Below are 24764 nucleotides of genomic sequence, written 5' to 3'. Positions count from 1 at the left end.
GCGGGACGGTCTCCGACCGGCCGGTCAGCCCTTCTCCTCGACGCTCACCCGGCCGGCACCGTCGCACCCGGCGTCGTCCTCAACCGAGCGAAACGTGTCCGCGTCACGATGCTCACCCGCCGCCCTCCTCCTCGTCGCCCAGGCCCGCCACGCCGGGCGGTGTGGTCGTCCTCACGGTCATACGGTTGAGTGCGGCGGCCAGGTCCGGGGCTTCGCCGAGCACGAGCGCGGCACCGCCGAGCGCGCCCACCCGCGCCCCGATCCCCAGTTCGGCCGGGACCACGTCCACGTCGCGGACCAGCGACAGCGCGTACCGGCGGATCGCCGCCTTCATGGGTTCGAGCAGCACCTCTCCGGCCAGGGACAACTCGCCGCCCACCACGATGCGTTCGGGGTTGAGCAGGTTGCACAGATTGGCAAGCACCTGGCCGACCACGGTACCTACGTCGGAGAAGACGCCCTCCCCTGCCCGGTCGCCTGCCGCGGTGCGGGCCAGCATCTCGTCCAGTCCGACACCTTCTCCGAAGGCCGGTCGCAGCGCAGCGAGCACGGCCGGTATGCCGGCGTGCAGGACCAGGCAGCCGCGGTTGCCGCATCGGCACGTCGGCCCGTCGAGGCTCACCGACACATGTCCCAGTTCCCCCGCCGCCCCGATCGCGCCGCGGTGGAGCCGTCCGTCGAGGATCAGACCGGCGGCGATGCCGTTGGACAGCCCGACGTACAGCAGATTCTGCGCGCCGCGTCCGGCCCCCCAGCGCGCCTCGGCGACGGCCTCCAGGCGAGTGTTGTTCGCCACGGCGACGGGCATGCCGAGCGCTCGTTCGAACTCCTGGACCACGTGGATGTGCGACCAGGGCTGCCCCGGCAGGGAGACACCGACCACGCCGGTCGTGTGGTCGATCGGACCGGGCACGCCGATGCCCGCCCCGATGATCTGGCCGGGCCGCAGCCCGTGATCGTCCAGGAGTTCGTGCAGGATGCCGACGCCGGCGGTGATGCGTTCGTCGGGACCGCACGAGGGGTCCAGGGCGACGCCCCGGCTCCCGATCTCCTGTGAGGAGAGATCACGGAGATGGACCCAGACGCCGTCGAACGTGTGGTTCATGCCGGCCACGGCGGCCGCGCGCGGGTGGACCGAGAGGAGGTCCCGGGCCCGTCCGTCGTGGCCTTCGTCGGGCTCCTCGTCGGACTGGACGACCAGTCCACGGGCCATCAGGTCGTTGACGATCGTCGAGACCGTGGTCCGGGAGATGTCCGCCTGGCGCGCGAGAGCGGCACGGTGCAGTGGGCCGCAGGCCAGTAGGAGGGCCAGCAACTGCTCCTCGTTGGTGCGGCGCAGACTGTGCAGTGATCCTCCGAGCTTTTGACTCATGGGGCCCGAGGCTACCGAATTGTTTCGAAAGTTAGTCAACAGTCTTGACGCTCATTTCCGTATTACCGCACTATCAGCCCACCCCAGCGCCATATCTGTGAAAGGTGGGGCTTCGTCTGCTCGTTCCGGCGGTCGTCCGCGCAGGGCGGCTGCAGCGCAGGACTCTCCACCTCCGGACACAGGCGGCCACCCATCCGTGTTTCGTTCAAGGAGTCCCCATGAGCTCGTCCCTGTCCCGCCGGTCCACCCTCCAGGCCGCCGGCGTCATCGCTGCCGCCGGCTTGGTCAGCAGCATCGCGGGTACCGCGCAGGCCGCTGATGCCACGACGCAGGAGGCAGACGCCGTCGAAGACATCGTTGTCATCCACCCGACCCTTCCGCAGGTGCCTGTCAACACCGCCTTCACCGTCAAGATCCGGGCGGGCGGCGGCAGTTGGCAGAGACTCGACGTCTATCGGGCCAGGCTCGCGCTGATCAACGCGACGACCGGCAGCAACGGAGCCCAGAACTCCTCCGTGGCCATGTTCGACTTCTCCGGCACCGTCGAGGTCGAGGTCACCTACAACCCCGGCGGCATCGAGAAGTTCCGCGTCCGCCCGGACTCGTACGACATCACACCCGAGGTGCTCGGCAGCACCGCCCGCTTCACCCTGGACCGGCCCCGCAACGTCGTCGTCCAGGTCGACGACAAGATCTTCGACTGCCTGCACCTGTTCGCGAACCCGCTCGAGCAGGACGTGCCCGCCGAGGGCGACAAGAACGTCATGTACTTCGGGCCCGGTTTCCACACCCCCACCGACGGGGTGCTGAAGGTGCCCAGCAACACCACCGTCTACCTGGCCCCCGGTGCGGTCGTCCAGGCACACGTGAACATCGAGGGGGTGGAGAACTCCCGGATCATCGGCCGCGGGGTGCTCTACAACTCCAAGTGGGGCGCGATGTTCATCCGCAAGTGCGAGAACGTCACGATCGACGGCGTCACGATCCTCAACCCCCGGTACGAGAACGTCAGGGTCGCCGAGTCCACGAACATCACCATCAAGAACCTGCGCGCCTTCAGCCACCAGGGCTGGGGCGACGGCATCCAGCTCTACTGCTCCGAGAACGTCACGATCGACGGCTGCTTCCTGCGAACGTCCGACGACAGCATCGCCCTCTACACCCACCGCTGGGACTTCTACGGCGACACCCGCAACATCACCGTCAAGAACTGCTCCCTCTGGGCCGACGTCGCCCACCCGATCAACATGGGCGTGCACGGCAACACCGACAACCCGGAGATGCTGGAGAACCTGAACTTCGAGAACATCGACATCCTCGACCACCGTGAGCCGCAGGTGACCTACCAGGGCGCCATCGCCTTCATGGTCGGCGACAGCAACCTCGTCCGGGACGTCAAGTTCGACAACATCCGCGTGGAGGACTTCCGCTGGGGCCAGCTCATCCACATGCGGGTCGAGTACAACCCGAAGTACAACACCTCGGCCGGCCGCGGCATCGAGGGCGTCTATATCAAGGACCTCAACTACAACGGTAAGAACGCCGACCTGTCGATCATCGCCGGTCTCGACAAGGACCACGTCATCAAGGACGTCACCTTCGAGAACCTCCGCGTCAACGGCAGGGTGATCGCCGACAGCACGGGCAAGCCGAGGTGGTACCTGGCCTCGGACGGCGTGCCCATGTTCGTCAACGAGCATGTGCAGAACCTCCGCTTCCTCACCACCGCGGAGGCCGCAGCCCTGTAGCTGCCGACGGCCGGCCCCGGCGTCCCCTCCGGAGGGGACGCCGGGGCCGGCCGCACGACTGCGGCGCGGCACCGCGCCGCTGGGCGGCGCCTGAGGGTTCCGGCCGCCGTACGCGTCACGCGGCCTGCCATCCGTACTGCTCCGCATCGCCGCGCAGCAGGCTCCGGGTCCGGCCTGCGGCGGAGGGGTGTCGGCGCCCGGTGGGCGGGCGACTGGTTCCACGGGGTTCCTTGTGGTGCCCCGTGGTATCCCCGCAGGATCCGGCACAGATCTGGCACCGCCGGATTCTCGGCCGGGAGAGGTGTGCGCCGTGAGGCCCTGCCGTCCCGGGAGACCTCAGGCGATCGACGTGCCGGCCGGTTCAGGCGGACGGGGCGGGGACGGTTCTGGTCGCGCCAAGCCCGGGGCGAGACGCCGTAGGCCTGTCTGAACACTTTGCTGAAATGGGCCGCGTCCACGAAGCCCCAACTCCGGCCTATCGCCGCGATGGTCCGCAGCCGGCCGTTCGGGCCGGCCAGCTCACGTCTGCATTCCGCCAACCGGTGCGAACGTATCCAGTCGCCAAGACTGATACCCGAACGGGCCAGCACTGTGTAGAGGTGACGGACCGAGATGCCGTGCACGGCGGCGATCCTCGCGGCCGACAGGTCGGCATCGGCCAGGTGCGCTCGGATGTACTCAGTGATCCGCAGGTTGAGCGTTGCCTCCATCGGCGCTCCTGCAAGGCTGGAGTTTCCGAGCTGGGACGCCACGGGTGCGTATTCCTGTTCTTTTCTCATCACTTACCAATAGAGGGACATAATGCGCTATACGGGGCGTAAAAAGAGGATTGCGGCCGCGGCTGCGCTGGGCGCACTGACGGTGCTTCTCGCCACCGGATGCTCCTTGAGCATTGGCACCGCAGAGAAGAAGAATGAGGCGACGGCCAGCGAGGGCGCAGCCGCTGTCGAGGAGGACCCGGCCAAGGAGCAGCCGACGGCCGAGGAGAAGCCGGTCGGCGACAAACCCGCAGAGCCCGGGAACACGGGCGTCAGCGAGGAGGGGGCCGTCCACAAGTCCCGAGTCGCACTGACGATCGCCGACAAGATCGCCGCGGACCACCGGCAAGCGTCCCAAGTTGGTCACCTGTGCTGAGCACCTCCCGGCCCGGGTCGGCGCCACGATTCGCTGCCAGGTCACCACCGACAGCGACACCATCGGTGTCACCGTCACTGCCACCGCGGTCAACGGCACCCGGGTCAGTTACAACCTCAAGGCCGACAGCAAGGTCGGGTAAACACAGAGCCCGCGCGACGCGTTCGGGAAACGGAAGGCCCAGGTCGGAGATCCGGTCCGTGCTCGGGACGGCGGACCCGCGCGACGAAACAGGGCGCTTGGCAGGCATCAGACCAGGTCAGGCGCCCTGCTCGGGTTGTTGGAAGAACCCGGCTCCTATGCGGTGGTCGCCTCTGGCGCTTCCGTTGCCGCCGTCCTCGTGGTGAGCGGGCTCCTGCCCCCGCTCAAAGCGAAGCGAGCCCACACCGATGCCGATGAGGAACTTGAAGGTGTTGCCCGCGACGAGGAACAGACTGGCGGCAAGGAAGTAGCCGTACAGACTGTGCACGTCCGAGGTCCAGACGTTGAAGATGCTGAAGGCGCCCCACTTGCGCTCGGTGGCGGGGGCGAGGTCCGCGTTGTAGAGACGGGGGGAGTACTCCGGCGGTGTGGCGGCTCTGTCAGAGCCCGCACTGTCCGTGGCCGTCATGTCTTGCTCCTCCTTGCTGTGCCCCATCCCCTCCCGGCGTGGCGCCGGACGGTTGATGTGTCAGGGAAGGGAACGGCCCGGATATTGCACCGGGATGCCGCGTGCGTAACAGACCCAACAACGGGTGAACCGGATTCCCGCGGCAGTGCGGCTGGTTACGAGGGCGGCCGGCTGCGGCTGCATGATGCGGCGTACTCCTGTCGCTGCTGCCGTCGACGAGTCCGACCGCATGAATCGGCGATGACAAGTCAACCTTGCAGGACCGGAGTTGCTCTGTCTGCGGCCGTCGTGACGGTGACGCCGGTTCACGCCGTGCCGCCGTGCGGCCGAGGACACGGCAGGCAGGCGGTGAACGCGGAGCTGCCGACGGGCGGCTGGTCAACTCCCGTGTGCGGTTGCTCGTCGCGCGACGTCTTACCTCCGTGACGACGCGACCCAGGGCGGCTCGATGTCGTCTCGGCCGTGCGGATTCCGCTCGGCCTGTAATAACCCGGCTGTCACGCGCATTCCTCAGTGACAGAGCCCGATACGAGGAGACGGCGCGTGACTCAAGTCCAACGCTTCCGGGACGTCTATGAGGAGTGCTATCCGCGTGTACTCGCCTATGCCACGAGCCAGGTGGGACGGCAGATCGGTGAGGACATCACCAGCGAGACCTTCACAGTCGCGTGGCGGCGGATGCGGGACGTTCCGCAACCCGCGCTGCCCTGGCTCCTGGGCGTGGCCCGCAACCTGGTGCGGGAGCTGCGTCGCCGGGACAGCCACCAGTACGCACTCGCCGCACAGGAAGCACAGCGCATCAGTACCGGCGCCCGGACCGAGGCGCAGGACGTGGCCACACACGTGACCGATCGAGAAGCGGCGCTGCAGGCCCTGGCGAGCCTGTCCGGCGCCGACCGGGAACTGCTGACCCTGATCGCCTGGCACGGGCTGAGCCCCAAGCAGGCCGCACGTGTCCTGGGCTGCACCACCGCGACCCTGACCGTCCGGCTGCACCGGGCCCGTCGACGGCTGGAACGTGCCGTGGAGGCCGTGTCCGTACCCCCCGCACCGGCAGTGCGCCGCACTGACGGCCGCACCGACCGTGAAGGAGCAATCGCATGAGGAAGACGTACGAAGGGTCCACGCGGCGGCGAGACGTCATGAAGGTGCTCGCGGACGCCCGGCCCGCCGAGCTGGACCCGTCCCTGTTGGCGGGCTCCCGTCGGCAGCGCGAGGACCTGGCCCGGATCACGGCCGCCACGCAGGAGGGGCCCATCCGAGGCCCCCTGGCATGGCTGCGTCCCCGGTTCCTGCCGCTCGGGGCCGTCGCGACCGTCGCGGCGTCCGCGATCGTGGTCGGCACCCTCGTCCAGCAGGAGTCGCGCGGAACCACGAGCGCGCAGCCGGGCACCCGCCCGCCGTCGGCCACCGCGACGGGGCTGGACGGCCGGATGGAGCTGCTCGGCGCGGCGAAGGCGGCGGAGGCTTCGACTGCCGAGGGACCGTACTGGCAGGTGACCACGCGGGCGGAGAACGTGGACGTCGTCGGTGAGCCGGGACGGCGCTTCGCCGTGCGCAGCACCGAGACGCAGGAGTGGTCGGTGGGGGTGCGCCCGGGAACCCGGAGCCTGATGGTCATCGGTCTGGACGCCGAGACCGAGCCCCGCACCGCGGCGGACGAGGAACGCTGGCGGGCCGCCGGGGCACCACGGCAAGTGGAGAGCCCGGCAGACGCTGACGGTCGGATGAGGGTCGCGATGACGATCGGAGCACGCGGGCGGCCCACGGTCATGCGCACCGACAGCGACAACAAGATCTACGCCCTCGGCCCGGACAACGTCTCCTACCAGGATCTGCGGAAACTGCCCACCGACAGCGCGCAGTTGCGCCGAAAGTTCCAGCGGCTGTACGAGCGGGACCGCGGTGGCGAGAACAGCGGCGACCGTACGGCCTGGATGCTGCGCCAGGCGGCCGACGTCATCACCATGCCGGTGAAACCCGGCACCCGAGCCGCCGCGTACCGCCTGCTCGCGGACCTGCCGGGCATCCGCGTCCAGGGCTCTGCCACCGACCCGCTGGGCCGTAAGGGCATCGGCATCACGCTCCCCGACTACGCGGAGACCCCGCTGGGGAGTGTGGAGCAGCGGCTGGTCGTGGACCCGTCCACCGGCGCTCTGCTCGCCGAGCTCGTCGTCCTGGCCGAACCGTCGGCCACCGCGCGACAGGCGGGGCTGGACGCGGGCACGACGGTGACCTACTCGGCGACCACCCGGATGGAGTGGGCGCAGCGGCAGATCACCGTGCCGAAGAACGCCCGGCACTGAACTCCCCCGCGCGGGCCGGGCACCGCCGGGCCTGTCACGCAAACACACCTCCAGAAGGAGCGACTTGATGAGAACCCCCGCACAAGGCTCTGCCTCACGCGGCCTCTGCGTGGCCACCGTCTTCGCGGCCTGCGCCCTCGCCCTCACACCGTGGGTCGCCCAGGCGCAGACCGAGACGCAGGCCCAGGCGGAGACGCCCTGGAAGCTCGCGTTACCGCTTTCCGAGGCGGCTTCCAGTGACTTCATGGATGTCGACGCGAGGAGCAGGACCGACGCTTGGGCGGTCGGCCGGAAGACGGACGACTCCTTCTCGGTGGCCCCGCTGGCCAAGCACTGGGACGGCAGGCGGTGGAGCGACGTTCGGCTCGCGGCGACGGGAGGCAGGCCCGCGCAGCTGGAGGCGGTGGCCGCCTCCGGCCCCGACGACGTCTGGGCCGCCGGGACGTACACCGATGTGGAGATCCCCTCCGCCTCCTCGGCCAAGCTGCCGGACCGCCTTGCGGACCGCCTTGCGGGCCGTCTGCCCGACTCTCCGGCGGACCGGTCCCGCGGCGGCGCCGCGCGTCCCGCGACGGCCAGCCCTGTCGTGCTCCAGCACTGGGACGGCACCCGATGGAAGCGGGTGCAGCGTCCGGCGCCCGCCGAGGGCTGGATCCGCTTCGTCGGCGAACTGACCTCGGTGGGCCGGGACTCCGTGTGGCTGACCACCATGGACTGGAACCCGGTGACGGGCGCGTACACCGGACAGCTGGAGCAATGGGACGGCCGCACCTGGCGGCGGACGGCCCTTCCTCCGGCACCGGACGGCAGCCCGGTACAGCCCTGGGACATCACCGGCACCGGCCCCGACGACGTGTGGGTCACCGCCGACGCCGACGCCGACGGTACCGCGAGGCCCCTGCTCTACCACTTCGACGGCCGGCGCTGGACGACGGACAGCATCCCCGTCCCTTACGAGTACGGCGCCGGCTGGGTGGCCAACCATGTCGTGACGACGAAGCGCGGAACGGTCCATGTGTTCGGCAAGACAAACGACCCGGCGGTGTCCGACGGACTCCTGGCCGCGCGATGGGACGGCCGCACCTGGCGGCCGCTCCCCGCGCCCGACGTCGAAGAGGTGAACGCCTCGGGCACGGACGGCTCGGGAACGGTGTGGATCGCGGGCTGGCCCGTGGGCGGCAGCCATGCGGTGGTCTCCCGCTGGGACGGCGCCTCCTGGACCGAGGAGGGACTTCCGGAGGAGATCTCGACCACCGTGGGCAGTTCACTCCTCGGCATAGACGGCGTTCCCGGCACTCGGGCCGTACTGGCCGCGGGAAACGTCGCCTGTGAGAGCACGACGGGCGCGTGCGGTCTGGTGGTTTCGCGCAAGATCGGCTGACGGTTCGAGCAGGCGGGAAGGCCTACTCGAACCGGCCCGCGTCCCTCACCGCAACGACCGCCTGGGGCCCGCAGCGTCCGCTGCGGGCCACAGGCGGTGGGGCGTTGGGGTCAGGACGGGTCGCCGTACTGGAGGCCGCGTCCGTTGGTGCCGACATAGACGCGCCCGTAGGTGTCGGGGTCGCCGGTGACGACGCCGACGCCGCCGATGCTGCCCCACTGGTGGGCGTCGTCGTTGACGCGGAGCCAGGTGGCGCCCTTGTCGGTGGAGCGGAAGACGCCGGTGACGTCCTTGACGGTACCGATCAGGTACAGGGCCTGATAGGCGGCGCCCGGCGCGGCTTTGCCGAAGCCGAGGGCGGAGGCCGACTGCACCGTGGTGAGCGTGGTGAAGGTGCGGCCGCCGTCGGTGGAGTGCAGCAGCCCCTTGGCACCGTCGGCGATCCACAGGTCCCCGGCGATGCCGGGGACGGCCGTGAGCTCGCCGGAGGGCAGGTTGGTGGCGCGGGCGGTGAACGTCGCGCCGCCGTCGGTGCTGGCATAGAGCGTGCCGCCGGCCAGTGAGTAGAAGGTCTTGGCCGAGGAGCGGTCGGCGACGACCACGGCGCCGTTGCCCAGGCCGCTGACCTTCGACCAACTCGCCCCCTTGTCGGTCGAGCGGTACGGGGCCTGACCGGCCTCGGTCCAGACGATGGTGGTGCCATCCGCCGCGAGCGCGACATGACCACTGTCGGCGCTGCCCACCGGCTCTGCCTTGAAGCCGCTCCAGCTGCTGCCGCCGTCGGTGGAATAGGCGCCGTCCTGCGCGCCACCACGGCCGACGCGGACCATCACCGCGGGGTCGGACTGGGCGAAATCGATGTCGGTGCTGGTGATCATCATCGGGTTCTCCAGCCGCCCGGCGGGCACCCTGGTCAGCGAGTCGTGGCGGAAACCGCCCAGGTCACCCATGGCGGTGATGGCGGTGGCGCCGCCGGGCGGGGCGATCACGTCCATCAGCGCGGTCTCCTCCAGCCCTCGGGCCCCCACGGTCCAGTGGCTGGTGCCGCCGCTGTCGGTTGCGGTGGCGTCCTTGCTGCGCCAGATGCCGCTGCCGGTGCCGTACAGCACGTGCCCGGAGTTGAAGGGATCGATGGCCAGGGCGGTCATCCAGTGCCCGGTGCCGGTTCCGACGTAAGGAGCGGCGGATGCGTCCCGCTCCGATTTCGCGGCCTGCGCCTTCCAGGTCGTGCCGCCGTCGGTGGTCCGGTAGAGCTCGTCCTCGGGCCACCAGCGGTCGAGGGTGGTGACCATCACCGTGGAAGGCTTCTGCGGGTCGACGGCCAGACCGGAGAACCCGTAGCTGCCCTGGGACGGGGAGACGTTCTTCCACGCCCCGCCGGCCGGCGTGTACTTCCACACCGAACCCGCCGTCGCGCCGCTGGGGCCGACGGAGTTGGCGTACGTCAGGTACAGCGAGCCGTCACCGGAGAGCACGCCGTGCTGCGGCATCTGGCCGGTGGGCTGGCCGGAGACGGCCTGCCAGGTGCTGCCGCCGTCGGTGGAGCGGTACAGGGAGGTGGACTTGTCGGCGACGCCCACATAGACCGTCTTGCTTCCGGCCGGGCCGTACGTCACGAAGGAGATGCCCGCGCCGCTGCTCGCCCCGTCCTTGACGGGGAACGAGGAGACCTGACTCCATGTCACGCCGTGGTCGGTGCTGCGCCACAGGCCGTTCTTGCGGGTGCCCAGCAGCAGGGTGTCGTTGTCCCCGGGGTTGATCGCCAGCCGTTCGCCCGCCCCGCGGCCGTCCTCGTTGGCGCCCAGCTTGAAGGGCAGATCGGTGCGCTGGAAGGTGCGGCCACGGTCCGTGGAGCGCAGGATCGCGCCGTTGCCCGCCCAGCTGTTGGTGTAGGTGCCCGCCGCGAGGTAGAGCCGGTCGGGGTCGACGGGGTCGGTGGCCAGCGAGTCGATGCCCAGCAGGTTCCAGTCCTTCTCGCCGACCCAGTCGGTCAGCGGGATCCACTGCTCGGCCGCGACGTCCCAGCGGTAGGCGCCGCCCATGTCGGTGCGCGCGTACAGCAGGCCCTTCTCCCGCGGGTTGAACACCAGCCCGGTGACGTAACCGCCGCCCACGACCTGGGCGTTGTTCCACACATACGGTCCGGCCGCGGCCGTGGTCTGCGCTCCGCCTGCCCCGGCCGCCTGAGTCTCGGCCGCCTGGGTCTCGACCGTTTTCACCAGCTTCCACTGCTGGTTGGTGCTGCCCTTGCCGGGATACTGGATGACTGCCGCGCCGTCGGCCGTGGAGCCCCCGGAGACGTCCAGGACCTGGCCGCTCCTGCGGGAGGTGAAGGTGACGGCGTCGGAACCGCTCACCTCGTCGATCCGCCACTCCTGGGAGGTGGAGGAGCTGTCGGTCTGCTGCTCGGCGGCAGCTGCCTGGGCGGTCGAATCGCCCGCCGTGCCCAGCACTTTGCCGCTGTTGCGGTTCACCAGCTCGTAGTAGCCGTCCCCGGTGGGTCTCAGCTTCCACTGCTGGTTGGCGGTGTTCTGGTCGGTCCACTGCTGGATGCGGGTGTGGTCGGCGGTGGAGAAGGCGTTGACGTCCATCGCCTTGCCGCTGCGTACGGAAACCAGCCGGTAGTAGGCGTCGCCGTCGACCGTCGCGGCCTGCGAGTCATCCTGCGCGAACAGGAGATACGGCACGACGATGGCGGGCACGCCGAGCAGCAGACCGGTCGCGGTCCAGCGACGGCGGTGACGCCCGCGGCGCCCGCCTTTCGTGGGGTTTTCCATGGGGAGGTGTTCTCCTTGCATGCCGTTCACCGGAGGAGTGGCGGAATCAGGCACCGAATGGCCGGATCCGACTCCTTGTGGTCACAGGCTCCGCAAAGGGTTGCCCCGAGCCGGAAAGTTCTTTCACCCGCCCCCCGCCGATCAGCGGGGGGCCGGTCGGCCGACCGGCGGGACAACTCCCGTAACCCGTCGGATGGTTGACCGCGCCCCCGCCTCGGCAACGTTGTCCCAGTGACTGAGATCGAAAGCGCCGACAAGGCGCCTCCGCGGCCCTTACCCGCCCCCGAGTCCGCCACGGCGACGGCACGCCCAGCGCCGATGGCACGGCTCGTCGGGGTGGACCTCGCCCGTGCACTGGCCGTGTTCGGAATGTTCGCCGTGCACGTCGGCCCCTTCCCCTCGCCCGGGGGCGGCGTTGGTGACTGGTTCCTGGGCCTGGCGAGCGGCCGGGCCTCGGCGCTGTTCGCCACCCTCGCCGGGTTCTCGTTGATGCTGATCGCCGGCCGCCGTGAGCCGAGGACCGGACTGGCCGGCAGGCAGGCGAGGGCCCGGATCGTGATCCGGGCCGTGATCCTGCTGGTGCTGGGCAGCGCGTTGGCGATGACCAACTTCGGCGGCGCCGGAATCCTCAACTTCTACGCGTTGTACTTCCTGCTGTCCCTGCCCCTGCTGCGGCTGCGGGCCAGGACGCTCGCGATCACCGCGGTCGCGCTCGCGGTCGTCACGCCGCAGGTGGCGTTCGGCCTCAGAGCACTGCTCACCGAGTCGATCGTGAACAGCATCGACGCGTACGACCCGATCGCGCGACTCTCCGGCGTGGGCGTGCTCGACCTCCTGCTCACCGGCCTCTACCCGGCGATCACCTGGATGACGTTCGTGGTCACAGGCATGGCGTTGGGCCGGCTGGATCTGACCTCCGGCGCGGTGCAGCGGCGGCTGGCCGTGGTCGGTCCCGCGCTGATCGGGTTCGGATACGGCGTCTCGTGGCTGGTGCTGCGGTTGTCCGGCGGAACTCAGAAGATCACGGCCGGGATGCCTGACATGAAGGACCCCGGTGCCATGAAGGACTCCGGTGCCATGCCGGACCCCGGCATGACATCGGGATCCTTCGACATGCCGGTCGGGGGTGGGCTGTGGGGCCCCGACGCGTGGGGGTTGCTGGCAGCCGAGCCGCACAGCGGTTCCACGTTCGACCTCATCGGCAGCATCGGGATCGCGATCACCGTGCTCCTGTGCCTGACGGTGGCGATGGACCGACTGCCGTGGCTGCGTCGGCCGGTAACTCCGATCATCGCCGTCGGCACGATGTCCCTGACTCTCTACGTGGGCCACATCCTGGTCATCCTCGCCCTGCCCGGCGAAGCGGCCACCCCGCCGCAGTCCGCCTCCGCCGCGCTGCTGCTCTCGTTCATCGTCGGGGCCACCCTGTTCGCGGCGATCTGGTCCCGCTTCTTCCGCCGCGGACCTCTGGAGTACCTGCTCAACGGCGCCACCAAACTGGCGAAGCACGTCCGATGAGCCTCTGCGCCGCCGAGCGCACAACGGGTCGGTCTGCCGGAGGCCGCGCTTCCGGCAGACCGACCTGCTCAGCGAAACGCGGGCTGGTGGAGGACGTGCTGGAAGTGGCCCGACTGGACTCCCAGGTGGCGGCGGTGGAGTCCGAGGAACGTGAGGTGAGCGCGATGGCCCGGCGTGCGGTAGCCGGCCTCGACGGCGTACGGGTGGAGGTCACGGCGGACGCGGTCGTGGCGACCGACCCGCGCCGCGTCGAACGCATCCTGACCAACCTGGCCGCCAACGCCCTGCGGCACGGCGCCCCGCCCGTGGAGATGGAGGTCGACGGCCCCGTGGTCCGGGTCCGCGACCACGGCCCCGGCTTCCCGCCCGATCTGCTCGTCGTGCTGCACACCTCCGGCCCCCCCAGCGCTTCAGCACGGGCTCCCGGTCCGGCGGCACCGGCCTCGGCCTGACCATCGCAACCGGCCAGGCCCGCCTGCTCGGCGCCCGCCTGACCTTCCGCAACCGTCCGGAGGGGGGCGCGGAGACGGAGCTGCGGCTGCCGAAGGACTGATCCGCCGGAGGCGGGTTGAGCGGCCGGGTCGGCTCACCCACCTCAGCCCCGGAAAGTGCGCCACCGCCCGCTACCTGCCCGTACGCCCCGCTGACCGCGAAGGCCTTCGAGTCGCTGATGGGCGCGGTTGGGGCCGTCGTTGTAAGCGTTCATGCTCTTCCATAGCCGTCTGATGGTGGATGGCGGTGGTGCCCGACTGGTCGGACACCACCGGGAGGCATCCGGTTGCTGAAGCCTCTTTTCAGCCGGCTTCCTGGCGCTGCCGGAGATCATGGACGCTGGCCGTGAGGGTACCGTCGTGCTGTTCGTAGTGGGACAGGGCGACGCCGAGGCCGAAGAATGTGGGAGCCCACTCGCCCACGAAGATGCCCCACCGGTCGGCGCGGGCGAGTCCGGTGCCGGGTTCGGCTTTGAGGCTGGTCATCCAGGCGACAACGGTGAGGCCGATGGACGTGAAAGCGGCCATGTAGGCATGCTCGCTTCGGATGCCCATCTCGTGCATTTTCTTGACGATCATGGTGTCTCCCGGTCATGGGCCGGTAGTGGGGTGGTTTCCTGAGCCCCTGGCAGCGGCCGGTCTTACGCCGGGGTGAGCCCGAGCCGATCGACAATGCCGCAGACACCCGTTGCCCTCGTCACCCTCTCACCTGATGTGGCAGCGTCATGGCTCGATGAGCCGAGCGGCGACAGGGAAATGACGATGGGGTCGTGCCCGGGATTCCGCACATGGCGTCCCCTGATCTCAGCGGTGTCCAGGACCTCAGCAGGCGCTGCCTGGACCTGAGAGTGCCCCTTTTTCATGAGCAAACACGCAATCTCCAAGGAATCCCCCATTTTTTTTGTTTGCCGATTCAACATGCCAAGCAGTCAGTCGACGGCTTGAGCTTGCCGGAATGGGGCGGGTTCCACCTTGCGTCGATGGGGCTGAGCTGCGTACGCCGATGCTGTTGGTCGACCAGGTGGTGTGGTTATTTGCGCCGGGCGCGGTACTCGCAGGCAGGAGCCGTTTGCTGATGCTGACTCATCATCAGCATGACAGTGAGGATCCACGACCATGACCGCACATACGCGCCACCCAACCGCCCGCACCTCCGTACAGCAGGCCGCCATTCTGGTGGGATCCGTATTCCTGTTGGCGGGCATACTGGGCTTCATCCCCGGCATCACCACGAGTTACAGCGACATGGAATTCGCCTCGCACGAGTCGGGTGCCAAGCTGTTCGGGATCTTTCAGATTTCCATCCTGCACAACCTCGTACACCTGGCTTTCGGCGTTGCCGGTCTGGCACTCGCCCGCACTGCCTCCGGTGCGTACTCCTACCTGCTGGGCGGCGGGGCCGTCTACCTGGTGCTGTGGATCTACGGTCTGGCCGTCGGCCGCGATAGTGACGCCAACTTCGTGCCTCTCAACACTGCCGACGACTGGCTTCACTTCGCGCTGGGCATCGCCATGATCGGTCTTGCTCTTCTCCTCTGCCGACGCACCCCCCGCACCGACGATCGTTAGAGGCCGGCCTCACGGCATGCAGACTTTCTTGCCCTATCCCGACTTCAGGGCCTCGTCCCTGGTCCTGGATCGTCGCCGACTCGGCAAACAGCGGGTCGAGGCGTTGCAGGTTCTCCGCGGCCTTGTCGTGCCGGGTTACGGGTGGCGTCGCCATCCAGCAGTGCTGATGTGGGCTGGATACGAGGAAGCACTGGTCCGCTATGGCCTTGAAGTCTGCAAGGTATGGCGCGAACACGGTCATCAAGACAGCTGTGCGGCCACACTCATCGCTGACCTCCTCGCATTCCGTCCCGGTGCACCAGTTCGTCACCAGGTGCAACTGGCGGCCGCCGGGGAACTGCCTCCATGGCTCGGCGACGATGCTTTCCACCGCAGCCACCGGTCGGCACTGGTGCGCAAAGACCCGAACACATACGCACCACTCTTCCCCGACGCGCCGAACGATCTCCCATACATTTGGCCGACGTCGGACCGGTCAGACGACCCACTTTCCGAGGAGTGAAGGTGGAATCCGCAACTGGTCTCGTGTGGCGATGAGGTCGAGCCTTTGGCCACCGGGACCAGGCCGGCGGCGGAGGCGAGGTGGCCTGCGTCGGGGTAGGCGGCCAGGTCGCCTGTGGCGACGAGGAACTCTGCTCCCAGGATCGGGCCCATGCCGGGCATCGACTCGATGACGGTGGCCTGCGGGGTGGGTGCGGAAGGCGTCGCGGAGAACAGGCCGCCGAGCACTACCCCCGCCTCAGCCGCGGTGCTCAGCGCCCGCACCGGCCGGGCGCGGGATGCCCGCTCTTGGTGCGGGAGCTCGAGCGGCTGAGGAGCACGGTGAACGCCACCGGCCGGCCACCGCCGCCGGGGTCGTAGAAGCAGCCGACGGGGTCAGGTGAGCGGTGGCGACGCGGGCAGGCGCTGGTCGGCGGCCCAGGAGGCGAGGATGCGCAGCCGTTCGTGGGTGGGGGAGCCGGGGGCTGCGGTCCAGACGGTCAGGTTCTGGTCGGGGTCGGTGTTGGCGGTGAGGGTGTCCCAGTCCAGGACGAGTTCGCCGACGACCGGATGGTTGAGGGTCTTCGTGCCCACGGTGCGGGCGGCGACGTGGTGTTCGCTCCACCATCGGGCGAACTGCTTGTCGCGCATGGACAGTTCACCGACCAGCTCGATCAGGCGGGGGTCCTCGGGATACTTCGCGGCCTCCATGCGCAGCTGGGCCACGGCGATCTGCGCGGAGGTCTCCCAGTCGGCGTACAGGGTGCGCATGGCCGGCTCGGTGAAGATGGTCCGGGGATAGTTGCGCTGCTTTTCCGGGATGCGGGAGAAGTCGGTGACAAGGGCGGCGGCCAGCGCGTTCCAGGCCAGGATGTCTCCGCGTCGGCCCTGCACGATGGCGGGGGTGGCGGTGAGGTCGTCCAGGACCCGTTGCAGCTGCGGTTGCACCTTCTGCCGACCGCGCCGCCGGGTGCGCGTGGTGGTCTTGCCCGCGAGCTGGAAGAGGTAGCCGCGTTCGTCGTCGTCCAGATGGAGTACACGGGCGAGGACGTCCAGCACGGGCGCCGATGCCTGCATGCGGCCCTGTTCGAGGCGGGTGTAGTAGTCGGTGCTGATGCTGGCGAGCTGGGCGACCTCCTCGCGGCGCAGCCCGTCGACCCGGCGGGGCCTGTCGCTCTCGGGTAGTCCGACCGTGCGCGGGCTCAGCTCCGAGCGGCGTTTCTTGAGGAATTCTCCCAGCTCATTGAGGGGGACGTTGGCGGTCATGCTTCCCAGCATGACACCGGTCGCACCTGGGGAAGGGGGGAGAATTTACTCCCAGGATGTTCCCCTCCCAGGATGGATTTCTCCGCTTCTCGCGCTTTCCCTCGCGTGCGAGGCTCGCTGTCGAGCAGCCGATCACGACCGCCGACTGCTGCACACGACCCTCGCACCCAAAGGAAGCACCCCCATGCGCGGAGCAGTCATCCACGCCCCCGGCGATGTGCGTTTCGAGGCACTCGACGACCCGAAGATCCTCAAGCCGACCGACGCGGTCATCCGTACGGTCGCCACCTGCGTGTGCGGCTCGGACCTGTGGCCCTACCGCGGCGCGGAACCTGTCGACGAACCCCATCCGATGGGGCACGAGTACGTGGGCATCGTCGAGGAAGTGGGCAGCGAGGTCGCGGGCGTCAAGCCGGGCCAGTTCGTGGTCGGTTCGTTCGCCACCTCGGACAACACGTGCGTGAACTGCCTGAACGGCTGGCAGTCCTCCTGCCTGCACCGGGAGTTCATGAGCACCTGTCAGGCCGACTACGTCCGCATCCCCAACGCGCACGGCACCCTGGTCGCCACGGACGAGCACCCGGACGGCGAGATGGTGCCCGGCCTGCTGGCCGTCTCCGATGTGATGGGCACCGGCTGGTACGCCGCCCTCGCCGCTGAAGTGAAGCCCGGTACCACGGCCGTGGTCGTGGGTGACGGTGCGGTCGGCCTGTGCGGCGTGATCGCCGCGAAGGAGCTCGGCGCGGAGCGGATCATCGCCATGAGCCGCCATGAATCCCGGCAGAAGCTCGCCCTCGAATTCGGTGCCACCGACATCGTCGGCGAGCGCGGCGAAGAAGGCATCGTCCGCGTGAAGGAGCTGACGAACGGCATCGGCGCCGACTCTGTGCTGGAGTGCGTCGGCACCCCGGAGTCCATGCGGCAGGCCCTGCACTCCGCCCGGCCCGGCGGCAACGTCGGCTTCGTCGGTGTCCCGCACGAGGTGGCGCTCGACGGCGAGGAGCTGTTCTTTTCCCAGGTCGGCCTGCGTGGCGGCCCCGCCCCCGTACGCCGCTACCTGCCCGATCTGATCGACCGGGTCCTTTCCGGGCGGATCAACCCGGGCAGGGTCTTCGACCTCACGCTCCCCCTGGAGCAGGTCGCCGAGGGCTACAAGGCGATGGACGAGCGCCGCGCCATCAAGGCCCTCCTCAAGCCCTGACCGCACACGTCCACACAGGGGCCGCACCCAGGCGGTGCTGCCCCGGACCGGGGACCACAACCGCTCGTACGAGGACCAACTATGACGACCTTCGCCCTCGTCGGCGCCGGCCCCGGCCTCGGGCTCGCCACCGCCCGCCGCTTCGGAGCCGCCGGCCACACCGTCGCTCTGATTGCCCGCGACGCGCAGAAGCTGGACGAGCTGACGGCCGAACTCGCCCGTGACGACATCCAGGCCCGCGGCTTCACCGCTGACGTCCTCGACATCGAGTCGCTGACCGCGGCCCTGTACGCGGCCGCGGCAGCCTGGGGGCCCATCGAGATCCTCCAGTACAGCCCGGTGCCGCGCGCCGACTTCATGAAGCCGGTCCTCGACACGAGTGCCGATGACCTCGACGCGCCGCTCGCCTTTTCCGTCAAGGGTCCCGTCACCTGCGTGAACGCCGTTCTTCCCGGCATGCGCGAGCGGGGCCGCGGCACCCTGCTGTTCGTCAACGGCTCCAGCGCCGTACGACCCAACCCGAACGTCGCCGGCACATCGATCGCCTTCGCCGCCGAAAGCGCCTACGCCCGCATGCTCCACGACGCCCTCGCCCCGGAGAACATCCACGCCGCCCAGCTGATCATCCCTGGCGCAATCCGGCCCGACGCCGAGCACAGCAGCCCCGACGTACTGGCCCGGCGACTGTTCGACATCCACCAGCAGCGGGACGGCTTCCGTCACTACTCCGAGCCCCTGCCCGACCAGCCACTGGACGACCCGTGAACCTCACCCCCCTTCGCGCCCTCGCCCGCGTGGTCCCGGCCGCCGCCCTGCTGCTGGTCATGACCGCCTGCGCCGACGATTCCCCGCCCTCCTCCTCCGTCTCCTCCTCCGAGCCCGCGTCGCCGCAGGCTTCGACGGCCCCGGCAGCCACCACACCGACCGGCAGGACAACCGCGATGAACATCCGGCTCACCCTCGACGGCCAACACATCGCCGCCACCCTGAACGACAGCCCCACCGCCCGCGACTTCGCCGCCCAGCTCCCCCTGACCCTGTCCCTGCGCGACCTCAACCAGGCCGAGAAGATCGCCGATCTGCCCCGGAAGCTGTCCACCTCCGGCGCCCCGGAAGGCGCCGACCCAGAGGTCGGTGACCTGGCGTACTACGCGCCCTGGAACCAGCTCGCCACTTACTACCGCGACGCTCCCTACGCGGCCGGCCTGGTCATCCTCGGGCACATGGCCGACGGCGGTGCCGAGCAGCTCGCCACCGCCGACGAGATCACCATGGAAGCCGCGCCCTGATCCGCCCCACCGCTCGCCCCTGCACGAAGGAGGGCGGAGATTCTCCCCTTTTCGGTCCGGTTCGCTGCATGGAACCGTCGAAGACGTGGCCGCGCCGTCCGCTGTCCCGCCGCGACGGCTTCAGCCGCCCCCCCCTCGCTCGAAGGGACAACCCGACGTGAATCCCAGCTACGACTTCACCAGCCAGGTCGCTTTCGTGACCGGGGCCGGCGCCGGTATGGGCCTGGCGACCGCCCGCGCGTTCGCCGCCTCCGGAGCCGCCGTCGCCCTCACCGACATCGACGAAGCAGCCCTGAACGCGGCCGCGAAGGAACTCACCGACGCCGGCCACCGGGTCCTCGCCCTCACCTGCGACGTCAGCGACGAGGACCAGGTCGCCGCCGCGGTCGACGGCACTGTCGAGACGTTCGGCCGCCTCGACATGGCCTACAACAACGCCGGCATCCAGATCCCGCCCAGCGACGCCGCCGACGAGCCCGCCGAACGGTTCGACCGCGTCAACGCAATCAACCTCCGGGGCGTGTGGGCCTGCATGAAGCACGAGCTGCGGCACATGCGGGCCCAGGGCAGCGGAGCCATCGTCAACTGCTCCTCCCTCGGAGGCCTCGTCGGTCTCCCCGGCCGAGCCTCGTACCACGCCTCCAAACACGGCGTGATCGGCCTGACCACCAGCGCCGCCCTCGAATACGCCCCGCGCGGCATTCGGATCAACGCCGTGTGCCCCGGCACCATCGACACCCCCATGGTCAGCGACATGATCGCCAAGGGGGAGCTCGACCGTGCCGAGGCCGAAGCCAACCAGCCCGTCAACCGACTCGGCACCGCCGACGAAATCGCCCAGGCGGTCCTGTGGTTGTGCAGCCCCGGAGCCGGCTTCGTCGTCGGCGTCGCCCTCCCCGTCGACGGCGGCTACGTCGCCCGCTAGAGACAGCCCACGCACGAAGGAGAGCTGAGAGACACCATGGAATTCATCAAGCAGCAGCCCAGCAGCAAGGCCCCGGTGGACTGGTTCACCGGCGACGTGTGGTGGGACGTCATCGTGGCCGGCCAGGAGCCGTCCAGGATGCGCGCCAACCTGGTCCGCTTCTCGCCGGGCGCCCGCACCAACTGGCACTCCCACGCCCTGGGCCAGACCCTGCACGTCGTGGCCGGCATCGCCCTGATCGGAACCCGGGACGGCACCGTCTTCGAGGCCCACCCCGGCGAGACCGTCGCCTGCCCGCCGAACGAGGAACACTGGCACGGCGCCGCCCCCGACCGGTTCATGGAGCACATCGCCATGTGGGAGGGCACAGGTGACGGCACCCCCGAGACCACGTGGGCCGAGCCGGTCGCCGACCAGCAGTACAACGGCTCCCGCACCCGCAACCACTAGCCCCGGCCAGTCGATCACATGACCCGGGCTCACTCAGGACGGCACGGCGTCCCCGACGAGGGCCGTGTCAGGGACCTGCCCGAAGCGGTCGATCAGTCCGCCACGCACAACGAAGTGGTGAGTGACGCGGACGCACCCAACAACCGGGCGGCGGCGAGGCTCTGGCCTCCTCTCCCCGTGCGAAAGGCCCACGATGATGTCGGTCAGTGGGTCCTGACGGAGCGTAAGGGGGGAGGAAAGTCTCCCTGTCACGAGCGTTGCCGGTGGTGCAAGACTCCCCGTGCGACCAGTCGCCGCTGCCAAGGCGCGCGGTGGCCCAGTTCCCCGCGGTGACGAAGGTCCAGTCTCCCGTCCCGCCGTTGTGTACGGCCGATCCGTCCGCGATACGAAGGCGTACGTATGTCCACTGAACTCCCTGAGTCTGCCGTTCCATCCCCCACCGGAGCCGGCGAGTCCTCCCCGGCGCCCACTCGGCGCACCTTCATCGCCACCAGTACCGCGGTCGGTGGTGCGGTCGTCGCGGGCGGGGCGATCGGAGGGGCATTCCTCGGGGCTCCGGAGGAGGTGGCCGCCGCCGAGGCGCCGCCCTCCGGCCGCGTGTCCCTGACGGTCAACGGCACCCGCCGCACCGTGACGGTCGACAACCGCACGTCGCTGCTGGACCTGCTGCGCGAGCACTTCGACCTGCCCGGCTCGAAGAAGGGCTGCAACGCCGGTGCTTGCGGAGCGTGCACCGTGCTGGTCGACGGGCGGCGGGTCAACTCCTGTCTGACGCTGGCGGTGCGACTGGAGGGCGCCGAGGTCACCACCGTCGAGGGCCTGGCCGACGGCGACCAACTGCACCCGCTGCAGCAGGCGTTCATCGACGAGGACGCCTTCCAGTGCGGCTACTGCACACCCGGCCAGATCGTCTCCGGTGTCGGCTGCATCCACGAGGGCCACACGGGCTCGCCGGAGGAGATCCGCGAGTGGATGAGCGGCAACATCTGCCGCTGCGGCTGTTACGTGAAAATCGTGCGCGCGGTCGAGCAGACCGCCGCCCGGAAGTAAGGAGCGGCCGTCATGCATCCCTTCACCTACACGCGCGTGTCCGACACGCGAGAAGCCCTCAACGCCGGTCGTCGCGGCGGGCGTTACATCGCCGGCGGCACCACGCTGGTCGACCTGATGCGGGAAACCGTCGAGCGTCCCGAGGCGTTGGTCGACATCAGCGGTCTGCCGCTGGGCGAGGTCACCGTCACCGGGCGCGGCGGGCTGCGTATCGGTGCGCTGGTGACCATGTCCGAGGCCGCGGCCCACCGCAAGGTGCGCACCCTGTTCCCGGTCATCTCCGAGGCGCTGGAGCTGAGCGCGTCGGCCCAGCTGCGGAACATGGCCACCATCGGCGGCAACATCATGCAACGCACCCGGTGCACGTACTTCCGTGATGTGACCGCCGACTGCAACAGGCGCGAGCCCGGTTCCGGCTGCGCGGCGCTGGAGGGCGTCAACCGTACGCACGCCATCCTGGGCACCTCCGACGCCTGCGTGGCCACTCACCCCTCCGACGTCGCCGTGGCGTTCGCGGCGCTTGAGGCGCAGGTGCTCCTGCTGGGCCCGGACGGGGAGCGCCAGGTCGCCTTCGTCGACTTCCTGTTGCGGCCGGGCAGCACCCCGAACCGTGAACAGGCCCTAAGGAAGGGCGAGTTGATTACCGCAGTGGAGATCCCCGCGTTGTCGCGTCCGCTGAAGTCGGGTTACCTGAAGGTGCGTGACCGGCAGTCCTACGAGTTCGCCCTGACCTCGGCGGCCGTAGCGCTGCATGTGCGCGGCGGGGTGATCCGCGAGGCGCGAGTGGCCGCCGGAGGGGTGGGCACGGTGCCGTGGAAGCTGCCGGCCGTCGAGCGGCACCTCGTCGGCGAGCGCCCCTCGGACTCGTTGTGGACGGCCGCTGCCGCCAAGGCGGCGGAAGGCGCCCGTCCCCTTCAACACAACCGGTTCAAGGTCGAGTTGCTCCAGCGGACCGTCGAACGCCAGCTGCGCATCGTAGGAGGTACGAAGTGAGCCCCCAGCCGCAGGCAGCCGTGGGTGCGCCGCTGTCCCGGGTGGACGGCCGGCTGAAGGTCACGGGCAAGGCGCAGTACGCCGCCGAATTCGATGTCGACGGGGCGGTGCACGCCGTCATCGTGGATGCGAGCATCGGCCGCGGCCGCATCACATCGATCGACACCGACACCGCCGAAGCCCAGCCGGGCGTGCTGCGGGTGATCCACCACGACAACGCACCGAAGCTGCCGTACCGTGACAACGCCGGGTCGAACAACCCGCCGGGCCGGCGGCAGCGGGTCTTCCAGGACGACCGGGTGCTCTTCCACGGCCAGCCGGTCGCCGTCGTGGTCGCCACCACCCTGGAGGCCGCGCAGCACGGCGCGAGTCTGGTGAAGGTCGAGTACGACGCCGAACGGCCCTCGACCGACCTGCACGAGGCGGAACGGGACAAGCCGACGGACTACGCGCGCGGCGATGCGGAAGCGGGCCTGCGCGGCTCTCCCGTACGGCTGGATCTGACGTACGAGCTGGCGCGCAACCACCACAATCCGATGGAGCCGCACGCCACCATCGCCCGCTGGGACGGCGACGAGCTGACCGTGTGGGACAAGACGCAGTGGGTGATGGGCACGCATGACGAGCTCGCGGCCGTGTTCGACCTGCCCGCGGAGTCGGTGCGCGTCATCAACCCGTTCGTCGGCGGCGGCTTCGGCAGCGGGTTGCGCTGCTGGCCGCACAGCGTCGTCGCCGCCCTGGCCGCGCGGGAGACGAAGCGTCCGGTCAAGCTGGTGCTGAGCCGCAAACAGATGTACTTCGGAACCGGCTTCCGGCCGTCGTACGCGTACCGGCTGCGCCTCGGCAGCGACCGGCGCGGCCGGCTGACCGCCGCGATCCACGAGATCGACGCCGAGACCTCCTCGTACGAGACGTTCACCGAGGCCGTCATGGGCGCGGGGCAGATGCTCTACAGCATGCCGAACGTCAGCCAGGCGTACCGGACGGCCCCCCTGGACGTGAACACCCCGATCTGGATGCGTGGCCCCGGCTTCGCCTCGGCGTCGTTCGTGATCGAGTCGGCCATGGACGAACTCGCGCACAAGCTGGGCGTCGACCCGATCGAGCTGCGCCGGCGCAACGAACCGAACGAGGACGAGTCGAACAACCTGCCGTTCTCCACCCGTCGGCTGCGCGAGTGCTACACCGTCGGCGCCCGCGAGTTCGGCTGGCAGCGCCGCTCCGCCCGGCCACGTTCGAGGCGCGAGGGCGACTGGCTGATCGGCCTGGGTATGGCCGCCGGTGTCTACGACCCGGGGCGTTACCCCGCACAGGCCCGGGCCCGCCTCGATGCCGACGGCACCGCCGTGGTCGAGGCGGCCACCAGCGACATGGGGCCGGGCACCTACACCTCCCAGACCCAGGTCGCGGCCGACGCCCTCGGGCTGACCATGCGTACGGTCACCTTCCGGCTCGGCGACTCCCTCTACCCGCCGACCTCGCCGCACGGCGGCTCGGCGACCATGGCCAGCGTCGGCACCGCCGTCCACGACGCCTGCAACCAGGTGCGGCGGCAGGCGATCAAGCTGGCCGTCGAGGACCGCGAGTCACCGCTGTACGGGGTGAAGGCGGACGACGTGGTCGTACGCGGCGGCCGGCTGCACGAGCAGGGCAACCCGACCCGCGGCGAGACGTACCGGACGCTACTGGCCCGCAACGACCGCACCCACCTCGAAGCGGGCGGCTCCTACACCGGGCCGCCCAGTCCCGAGCGGCATTCCTACCACGCCTACAACGCCACCTTCGCCGAGGTCGCCGTCGACGCGACCCTGGGCCTCGTACGGGTCAGGCGCATGCTCGGCGTGTACGACGCGGGCCGCATCATCAGCCCCAAGCTCGCCGACAGCCAGGCGATCGGCGGCATCGTGGGCGGCATCGGCACGGCCCTGCTGGAACACACGGCCACCGACCACCGCGACGGCCGGATCGTCAACGCCAACCTCGCCGACTACCTCGTCCCCGTCAACGCCGACGTCCCCGACGTCAGGGCGATCTACCTGGACGGCGAGGACAACGACGGCAACGCGCTCGGCGTCAAGGGGCTCGGCGAGGTCGTACAGGTGGGTGTGGCGGCCGCGATCGGCAACGCGGTCTTCAACGCCACCGGTCGCCGCATCCGCGAACTGCCCATCACCGCCGAGGCCTTGCTCTGACCCATGCGCTTC

22 protein-coding genes and 4 pseudogenes are annotated in these 24764 nt (G+C 69.6%); 18 read left to right on the top strand and 8 right to left on the bottom strand.

The genetic code is table 11. The annotated features are described in order from the left end of the window. Positions 1-112: 112 nt before the first annotated feature. On the bottom strand, positions 113-1372 hold the full coding sequence (locus tag ACFYO0_RS13330; protein WP_388674374.1) for an ROK family transcriptional regulator: 1260 nt from the start codon (positions 1370-1372) through the stop codon (positions 113-115). Between the two features lie 218 nt (positions 1373-1590). Between ACFYO0_RS13330 and ACFYO0_RS13325 the strand changes: the two genes are divergently transcribed. Next, positions 1591-3120 carry a glycosyl hydrolase family 28 protein gene (locus ACFYO0_RS13325; protein WP_388674372.1) on the top strand — a complete coding sequence of 510 codons (1530 nt, stop codon included), beginning with the start codon at positions 1591-1593 and terminating at the stop codon, positions 3118-3120. A gap of 371 nt (positions 3121-3491) precedes the next feature. Here ACFYO0_RS13325 and ACFYO0_RS13320 read toward each other — a convergent pair. Beyond that, positions 3492-3878: pseudogene (locus ACFYO0_RS13320) on the bottom strand (helix-turn-helix transcriptional regulator); the annotation flags it as partial. Positions 3879-4005: 127 nt separating this feature from the next. On the opposite strand from ACFYO0_RS13320, the gene ACFYO0_RS13315 reads away from it, so the two are divergent. Together ACFYO0_RS13315 and ACFYO0_RS13310 are read left to right on the top strand one after the other, a co-directional pair. Further along, positions 4006-4254: a hypothetical protein gene (locus ACFYO0_RS13315; protein ID WP_388674370.1), complete on the top strand. Its 249-nt coding sequence runs from the start codon at positions 4006-4008 to the stop codon at positions 4252-4254. Next, a complete protein-coding gene (locus tag ACFYO0_RS13310; protein ID WP_388674368.1) occupies positions 4238-4396 on the top strand; it encodes a DUF4333 domain-containing protein in 159 nt (52 codons plus the stop codon). The genes ACFYO0_RS13315 and ACFYO0_RS13310 overlap by 17 nt, the downstream gene beginning before the upstream one ends. A gap of 117 nt (positions 4397-4513) precedes the next feature. Here the strand turns inward: ACFYO0_RS13310 and ACFYO0_RS13305 are convergent, their stop codons facing one another. Beyond that, on the bottom strand, positions 4514-4864 hold the full coding sequence (locus ACFYO0_RS13305; protein ID WP_388674366.1) for a hypothetical protein: 351 nt from the start codon (positions 4862-4864) through the stop codon (positions 4514-4516). Between the two features lie 543 nt (positions 4865-5407). Here ACFYO0_RS13305 and ACFYO0_RS13300 point away from each other — a divergent pair. From ACFYO0_RS13300 to ACFYO0_RS13290, 3 genes are all read left to right on the top strand, one after another. Beyond that, the gene (locus tag ACFYO0_RS13300; protein ID WP_388674364.1) at positions 5408-5968 is read left to right on the top strand and encodes an RNA polymerase sigma factor; all 561 of its coding nucleotides are present in this window, start codon (positions 5408-5410) and stop codon (positions 5966-5968) included. Further along, a complete protein-coding gene (locus tag ACFYO0_RS13295; RefSeq protein WP_388674362.1) occupies positions 5965-7170 on the top strand; it encodes a CU044_5270 family protein in 1206 nt (401 codons plus the stop codon). The genes ACFYO0_RS13300 and ACFYO0_RS13295 overlap by 4 nt, the downstream gene beginning before the upstream one ends. A 67-nt stretch (positions 7171-7237) precedes the next feature. Further along, on the top strand, positions 7238-8551 hold the full coding sequence (locus ACFYO0_RS13290; protein ID WP_388674361.1) for a hypothetical protein: 1314 nt from the start codon (positions 7238-7240) through the stop codon (positions 8549-8551). 110 nt (positions 8552-8661) lie between these two features. On the opposite strand, the gene ACFYO0_RS13285 is transcribed toward ACFYO0_RS13290, so the two are convergent. Next, entirely contained in the window at positions 8662-11328 is a 2667-nt protein-coding gene (locus ACFYO0_RS13285; protein ID WP_388674359.1) for an RICIN domain-containing protein, read from the bottom strand. A 231-nt stretch (positions 11329-11559) separates the two neighbouring features. Between ACFYO0_RS13285 and ACFYO0_RS13280 the strand changes: the two genes are divergently transcribed. Both ACFYO0_RS13280 and ACFYO0_RS13275 read left to right on the top strand, forming a co-directional pair. Continuing rightward, entirely contained in the window at positions 11560-12846 is a 1287-nt protein-coding gene (locus ACFYO0_RS13280) for a DUF418 domain-containing protein (RefSeq protein ID WP_388674357.1), read from the top strand. Between the two features lie 56 nt (positions 12847-12902). Next, positions 12903-13399 (top strand): annotated as a pseudogene (locus tag ACFYO0_RS13275) (sensor histidine kinase); the annotation flags it as partial. A gap of 241 nt (positions 13400-13640) precedes the next feature. Here the strand turns inward: ACFYO0_RS13275 and ACFYO0_RS13270 are convergent. Then, positions 13641-13916, bottom strand: a complete 276-nt coding sequence (locus ACFYO0_RS13270; protein WP_388674355.1) for a hypothetical protein — start codon at positions 13914-13916, stop codon at positions 13641-13643. A 537-nt stretch (positions 13917-14453) separates the two neighbouring features. On the opposite strand from ACFYO0_RS13270, the gene ACFYO0_RS13265 reads away from it, so the two are divergent. Together ACFYO0_RS13265 and ACFYO0_RS13260 are read left to right on the top strand one after the other, a co-directional pair. Next, a complete protein-coding gene (locus ACFYO0_RS13265) occupies positions 14454-14906 on the top strand; it encodes a DUF4383 domain-containing protein (RefSeq protein ID WP_388674353.1) in 453 nt (150 codons plus the stop codon). Positions 14907-14922: 16 nt separating this feature from the next. Then, positions 14923-15408, top strand: coding sequence for an MSMEG_6728 family protein (locus ACFYO0_RS13260; protein ID WP_388674351.1), 486 nt, complete (start codon positions 14923-14925; stop codon positions 15406-15408). 38 nt (positions 15409-15446) lie between these two features. Here ACFYO0_RS13260 and ACFYO0_RS13255 read toward each other — a convergent pair. Beyond that, positions 15447-15593 (bottom strand): annotated as a pseudogene (locus ACFYO0_RS13255) (transposase); the annotation flags it as partial. Between the two features lie 189 nt (positions 15594-15782). After that, positions 15783-16664, bottom strand: coding sequence for a helix-turn-helix domain-containing protein (locus tag ACFYO0_RS13250; RefSeq protein ID WP_388674349.1), 882 nt, complete (start codon positions 16662-16664; stop codon positions 15783-15785). A gap of 172 nt (positions 16665-16836) precedes the next feature. Here ACFYO0_RS13250 and ACFYO0_RS13245 point away from each other — a divergent pair, with 172 nt between their 5' ends. The 5 genes from ACFYO0_RS13245 (at position 16837) to ACFYO0_RS13225 (ending at position 20517) form a co-directional block, all read left to right on the top strand. Then, positions 16837-17853 (top strand): zinc-dependent alcohol dehydrogenase family protein, encoded by a 1017-nt coding sequence (locus ACFYO0_RS13245; RefSeq protein ID WP_388674347.1) that lies wholly within the window; start codon positions 16837-16839, stop codon positions 17851-17853. A gap of 81 nt (positions 17854-17934) precedes the next feature. After that, the gene (locus ACFYO0_RS13240) at positions 17935-18618 is read left to right on the top strand and encodes an SDR family NAD(P)-dependent oxidoreductase (RefSeq protein ID WP_388674345.1); all 684 of its coding nucleotides are present in this window, start codon (positions 17935-17937) and stop codon (positions 18616-18618) included. Beyond that, positions 18615-19142: a cyclophilin-like fold protein gene (locus ACFYO0_RS13235; protein WP_388674343.1), complete on the top strand. Its 528-nt coding sequence runs from the start codon at positions 18615-18617 to the stop codon at positions 19140-19142. The genes ACFYO0_RS13240 and ACFYO0_RS13235 overlap by 4 nt, the downstream gene beginning before the upstream one ends. A gap of 157 nt (positions 19143-19299) precedes the next feature. Beyond that, the gene (locus tag ACFYO0_RS13230; RefSeq protein ID WP_388674342.1) at positions 19300-20067 is read left to right on the top strand and encodes a glucose 1-dehydrogenase; all 768 of its coding nucleotides are present in this window, start codon (positions 19300-19302) and stop codon (positions 20065-20067) included. A 36-nt stretch (positions 20068-20103) separates the two neighbouring features. Then, positions 20104-20517, top strand: coding sequence for a cupin domain-containing protein (locus ACFYO0_RS13225; protein ID WP_388674341.1), 414 nt, complete (start codon positions 20104-20106; stop codon positions 20515-20517). A gap of 33 nt (positions 20518-20550) precedes the next feature. On the opposite strand, the pseudogene ACFYO0_RS13220 reads toward ACFYO0_RS13225, so the two are convergent. Next, positions 20551-20649 (bottom strand): annotated as a pseudogene (locus tag ACFYO0_RS13220) (DUF4440 domain-containing protein); the annotation flags it as partial. Positions 20650-20916: 267 nt separating this feature from the next. On the opposite strand from ACFYO0_RS13220, the gene ACFYO0_RS13215 reads away from it, so the two are divergent. Genes ACFYO0_RS13215 through ACFYO0_RS13205 form a run of 3 tightly spaced genes read left to right on the top strand, consistent with a single transcriptional unit; the run spans position 20917 to position 24752 of the window. After that, complete coding sequence (locus ACFYO0_RS13215) at positions 20917-21567, top strand: (2Fe-2S)-binding protein (RefSeq protein WP_388674340.1); 651 nt, start codon at positions 20917-20919, stop codon at positions 21565-21567. 12 nt (positions 21568-21579) lie between these two features. Next, positions 21580-22560, top strand: coding sequence for an FAD binding domain-containing protein (locus tag ACFYO0_RS13210; RefSeq protein WP_388674338.1), 981 nt, complete (start codon positions 21580-21582; stop codon positions 22558-22560). Beyond that, positions 22557-24752, top strand: coding sequence for a xanthine dehydrogenase family protein molybdopterin-binding subunit (locus ACFYO0_RS13205; RefSeq protein WP_388674336.1), 2196 nt, complete (start codon positions 22557-22559; stop codon positions 24750-24752). The genes ACFYO0_RS13210 and ACFYO0_RS13205 overlap by 4 nt, the downstream gene beginning before the upstream one ends. Positions 24753-24764 lie beyond the last annotated feature (12 nt).

Origin of the sequence: Streptomyces sp. NPDC006365, assembly GCF_042870755.1 — a bacterium.
Taxonomy (GTDB): Bacteria; Actinomycetota; Actinomycetes; order Streptomycetales; family Streptomycetaceae; genus Streptomyces; species Streptomyces xiangluensis.
Note: the sequence above shows the minus strand (reverse complement) of the source record. Positions and strands in the feature narration are given on the sequence as shown.

Bases quoted from the DNA above. Each gene is read 5' to 3' on its own strand.
- ACFYO0_RS13330 (WP_388674374.1), bottom strand. From the start codon at position 1,372: ATGAGTCAAAAGCTCGGAGGATCACTGCACAGTCTGCGCCGCACCAAC.
- ACFYO0_RS13325 (WP_388674372.1), top strand. From the start codon at position 1,591: ATGAGCTCGTCCCTGTCCCGCCGGTCCACCCTCCAGGCCGCCGGCGTC.
- ACFYO0_RS13305 (WP_388674366.1), bottom strand. From the start codon at position 4,864: ATGACGGCCACGGACAGTGCGGGCTCTGACAGAGCCGCCACACCGCCG.
- ACFYO0_RS13295 (WP_388674362.1), top strand. From the start codon at position 5,965: ATGAGGAAGACGTACGAAGGGTCCACGCGGCGGCGAGACGTCATGAAG.
- ACFYO0_RS13290 (WP_388674361.1), top strand. From the start codon at position 7,238: ATGAGAACCCCCGCACAAGGCTCTGCCTCACGCGGCCTCTGCGTGGCC.
- ACFYO0_RS13285 (WP_388674359.1), bottom strand. From the start codon at position 11,328: ATGGAAAACCCCACGAAAGGCGGGCGCCGCGGGCGTCACCGCCGTCGC.
- ACFYO0_RS13270 (WP_388674355.1), bottom strand. From the start codon at position 13,916: ATGATCGTCAAGAAAATGCACGAGATGGGCATCCGAAGCGAGCATGCC.
- ACFYO0_RS13265 (WP_388674353.1), top strand. From the start codon at position 14,454: ATGACCGCACATACGCGCCACCCAACCGCCCGCACCTCCGTACAGCAG.
- ACFYO0_RS13260 (WP_388674351.1), top strand. From the start codon at position 14,923: ATGCAGACTTTCTTGCCCTATCCCGACTTCAGGGCCTCGTCCCTGGTC.
- ACFYO0_RS13250 (WP_388674349.1), bottom strand. From the start codon at position 16,664: ATGCTGGGAAGCATGACCGCCAACGTCCCCCTCAATGAGCTGGGAGAA.
- ACFYO0_RS13245 (WP_388674347.1), top strand. From the start codon at position 16,837: ATGCGCGGAGCAGTCATCCACGCCCCCGGCGATGTGCGTTTCGAGGCA.
- ACFYO0_RS13240 (WP_388674345.1), top strand. From the start codon at position 17,935: ATGACGACCTTCGCCCTCGTCGGCGCCGGCCCCGGCCTCGGGCTCGCC.
- ACFYO0_RS13225 (WP_388674341.1), top strand. From the start codon at position 20,104: ATGGAATTCATCAAGCAGCAGCCCAGCAGCAAGGCCCCGGTGGACTGG.
- ACFYO0_RS13215 (WP_388674340.1), top strand. From the start codon at position 20,917: ATGTCCACTGAACTCCCTGAGTCTGCCGTTCCATCCCCCACCGGAGCC.
- ACFYO0_RS13210 (WP_388674338.1), top strand. From the start codon at position 21,580: ATGCATCCCTTCACCTACACGCGCGTGTCCGACACGCGAGAAGCCCTC.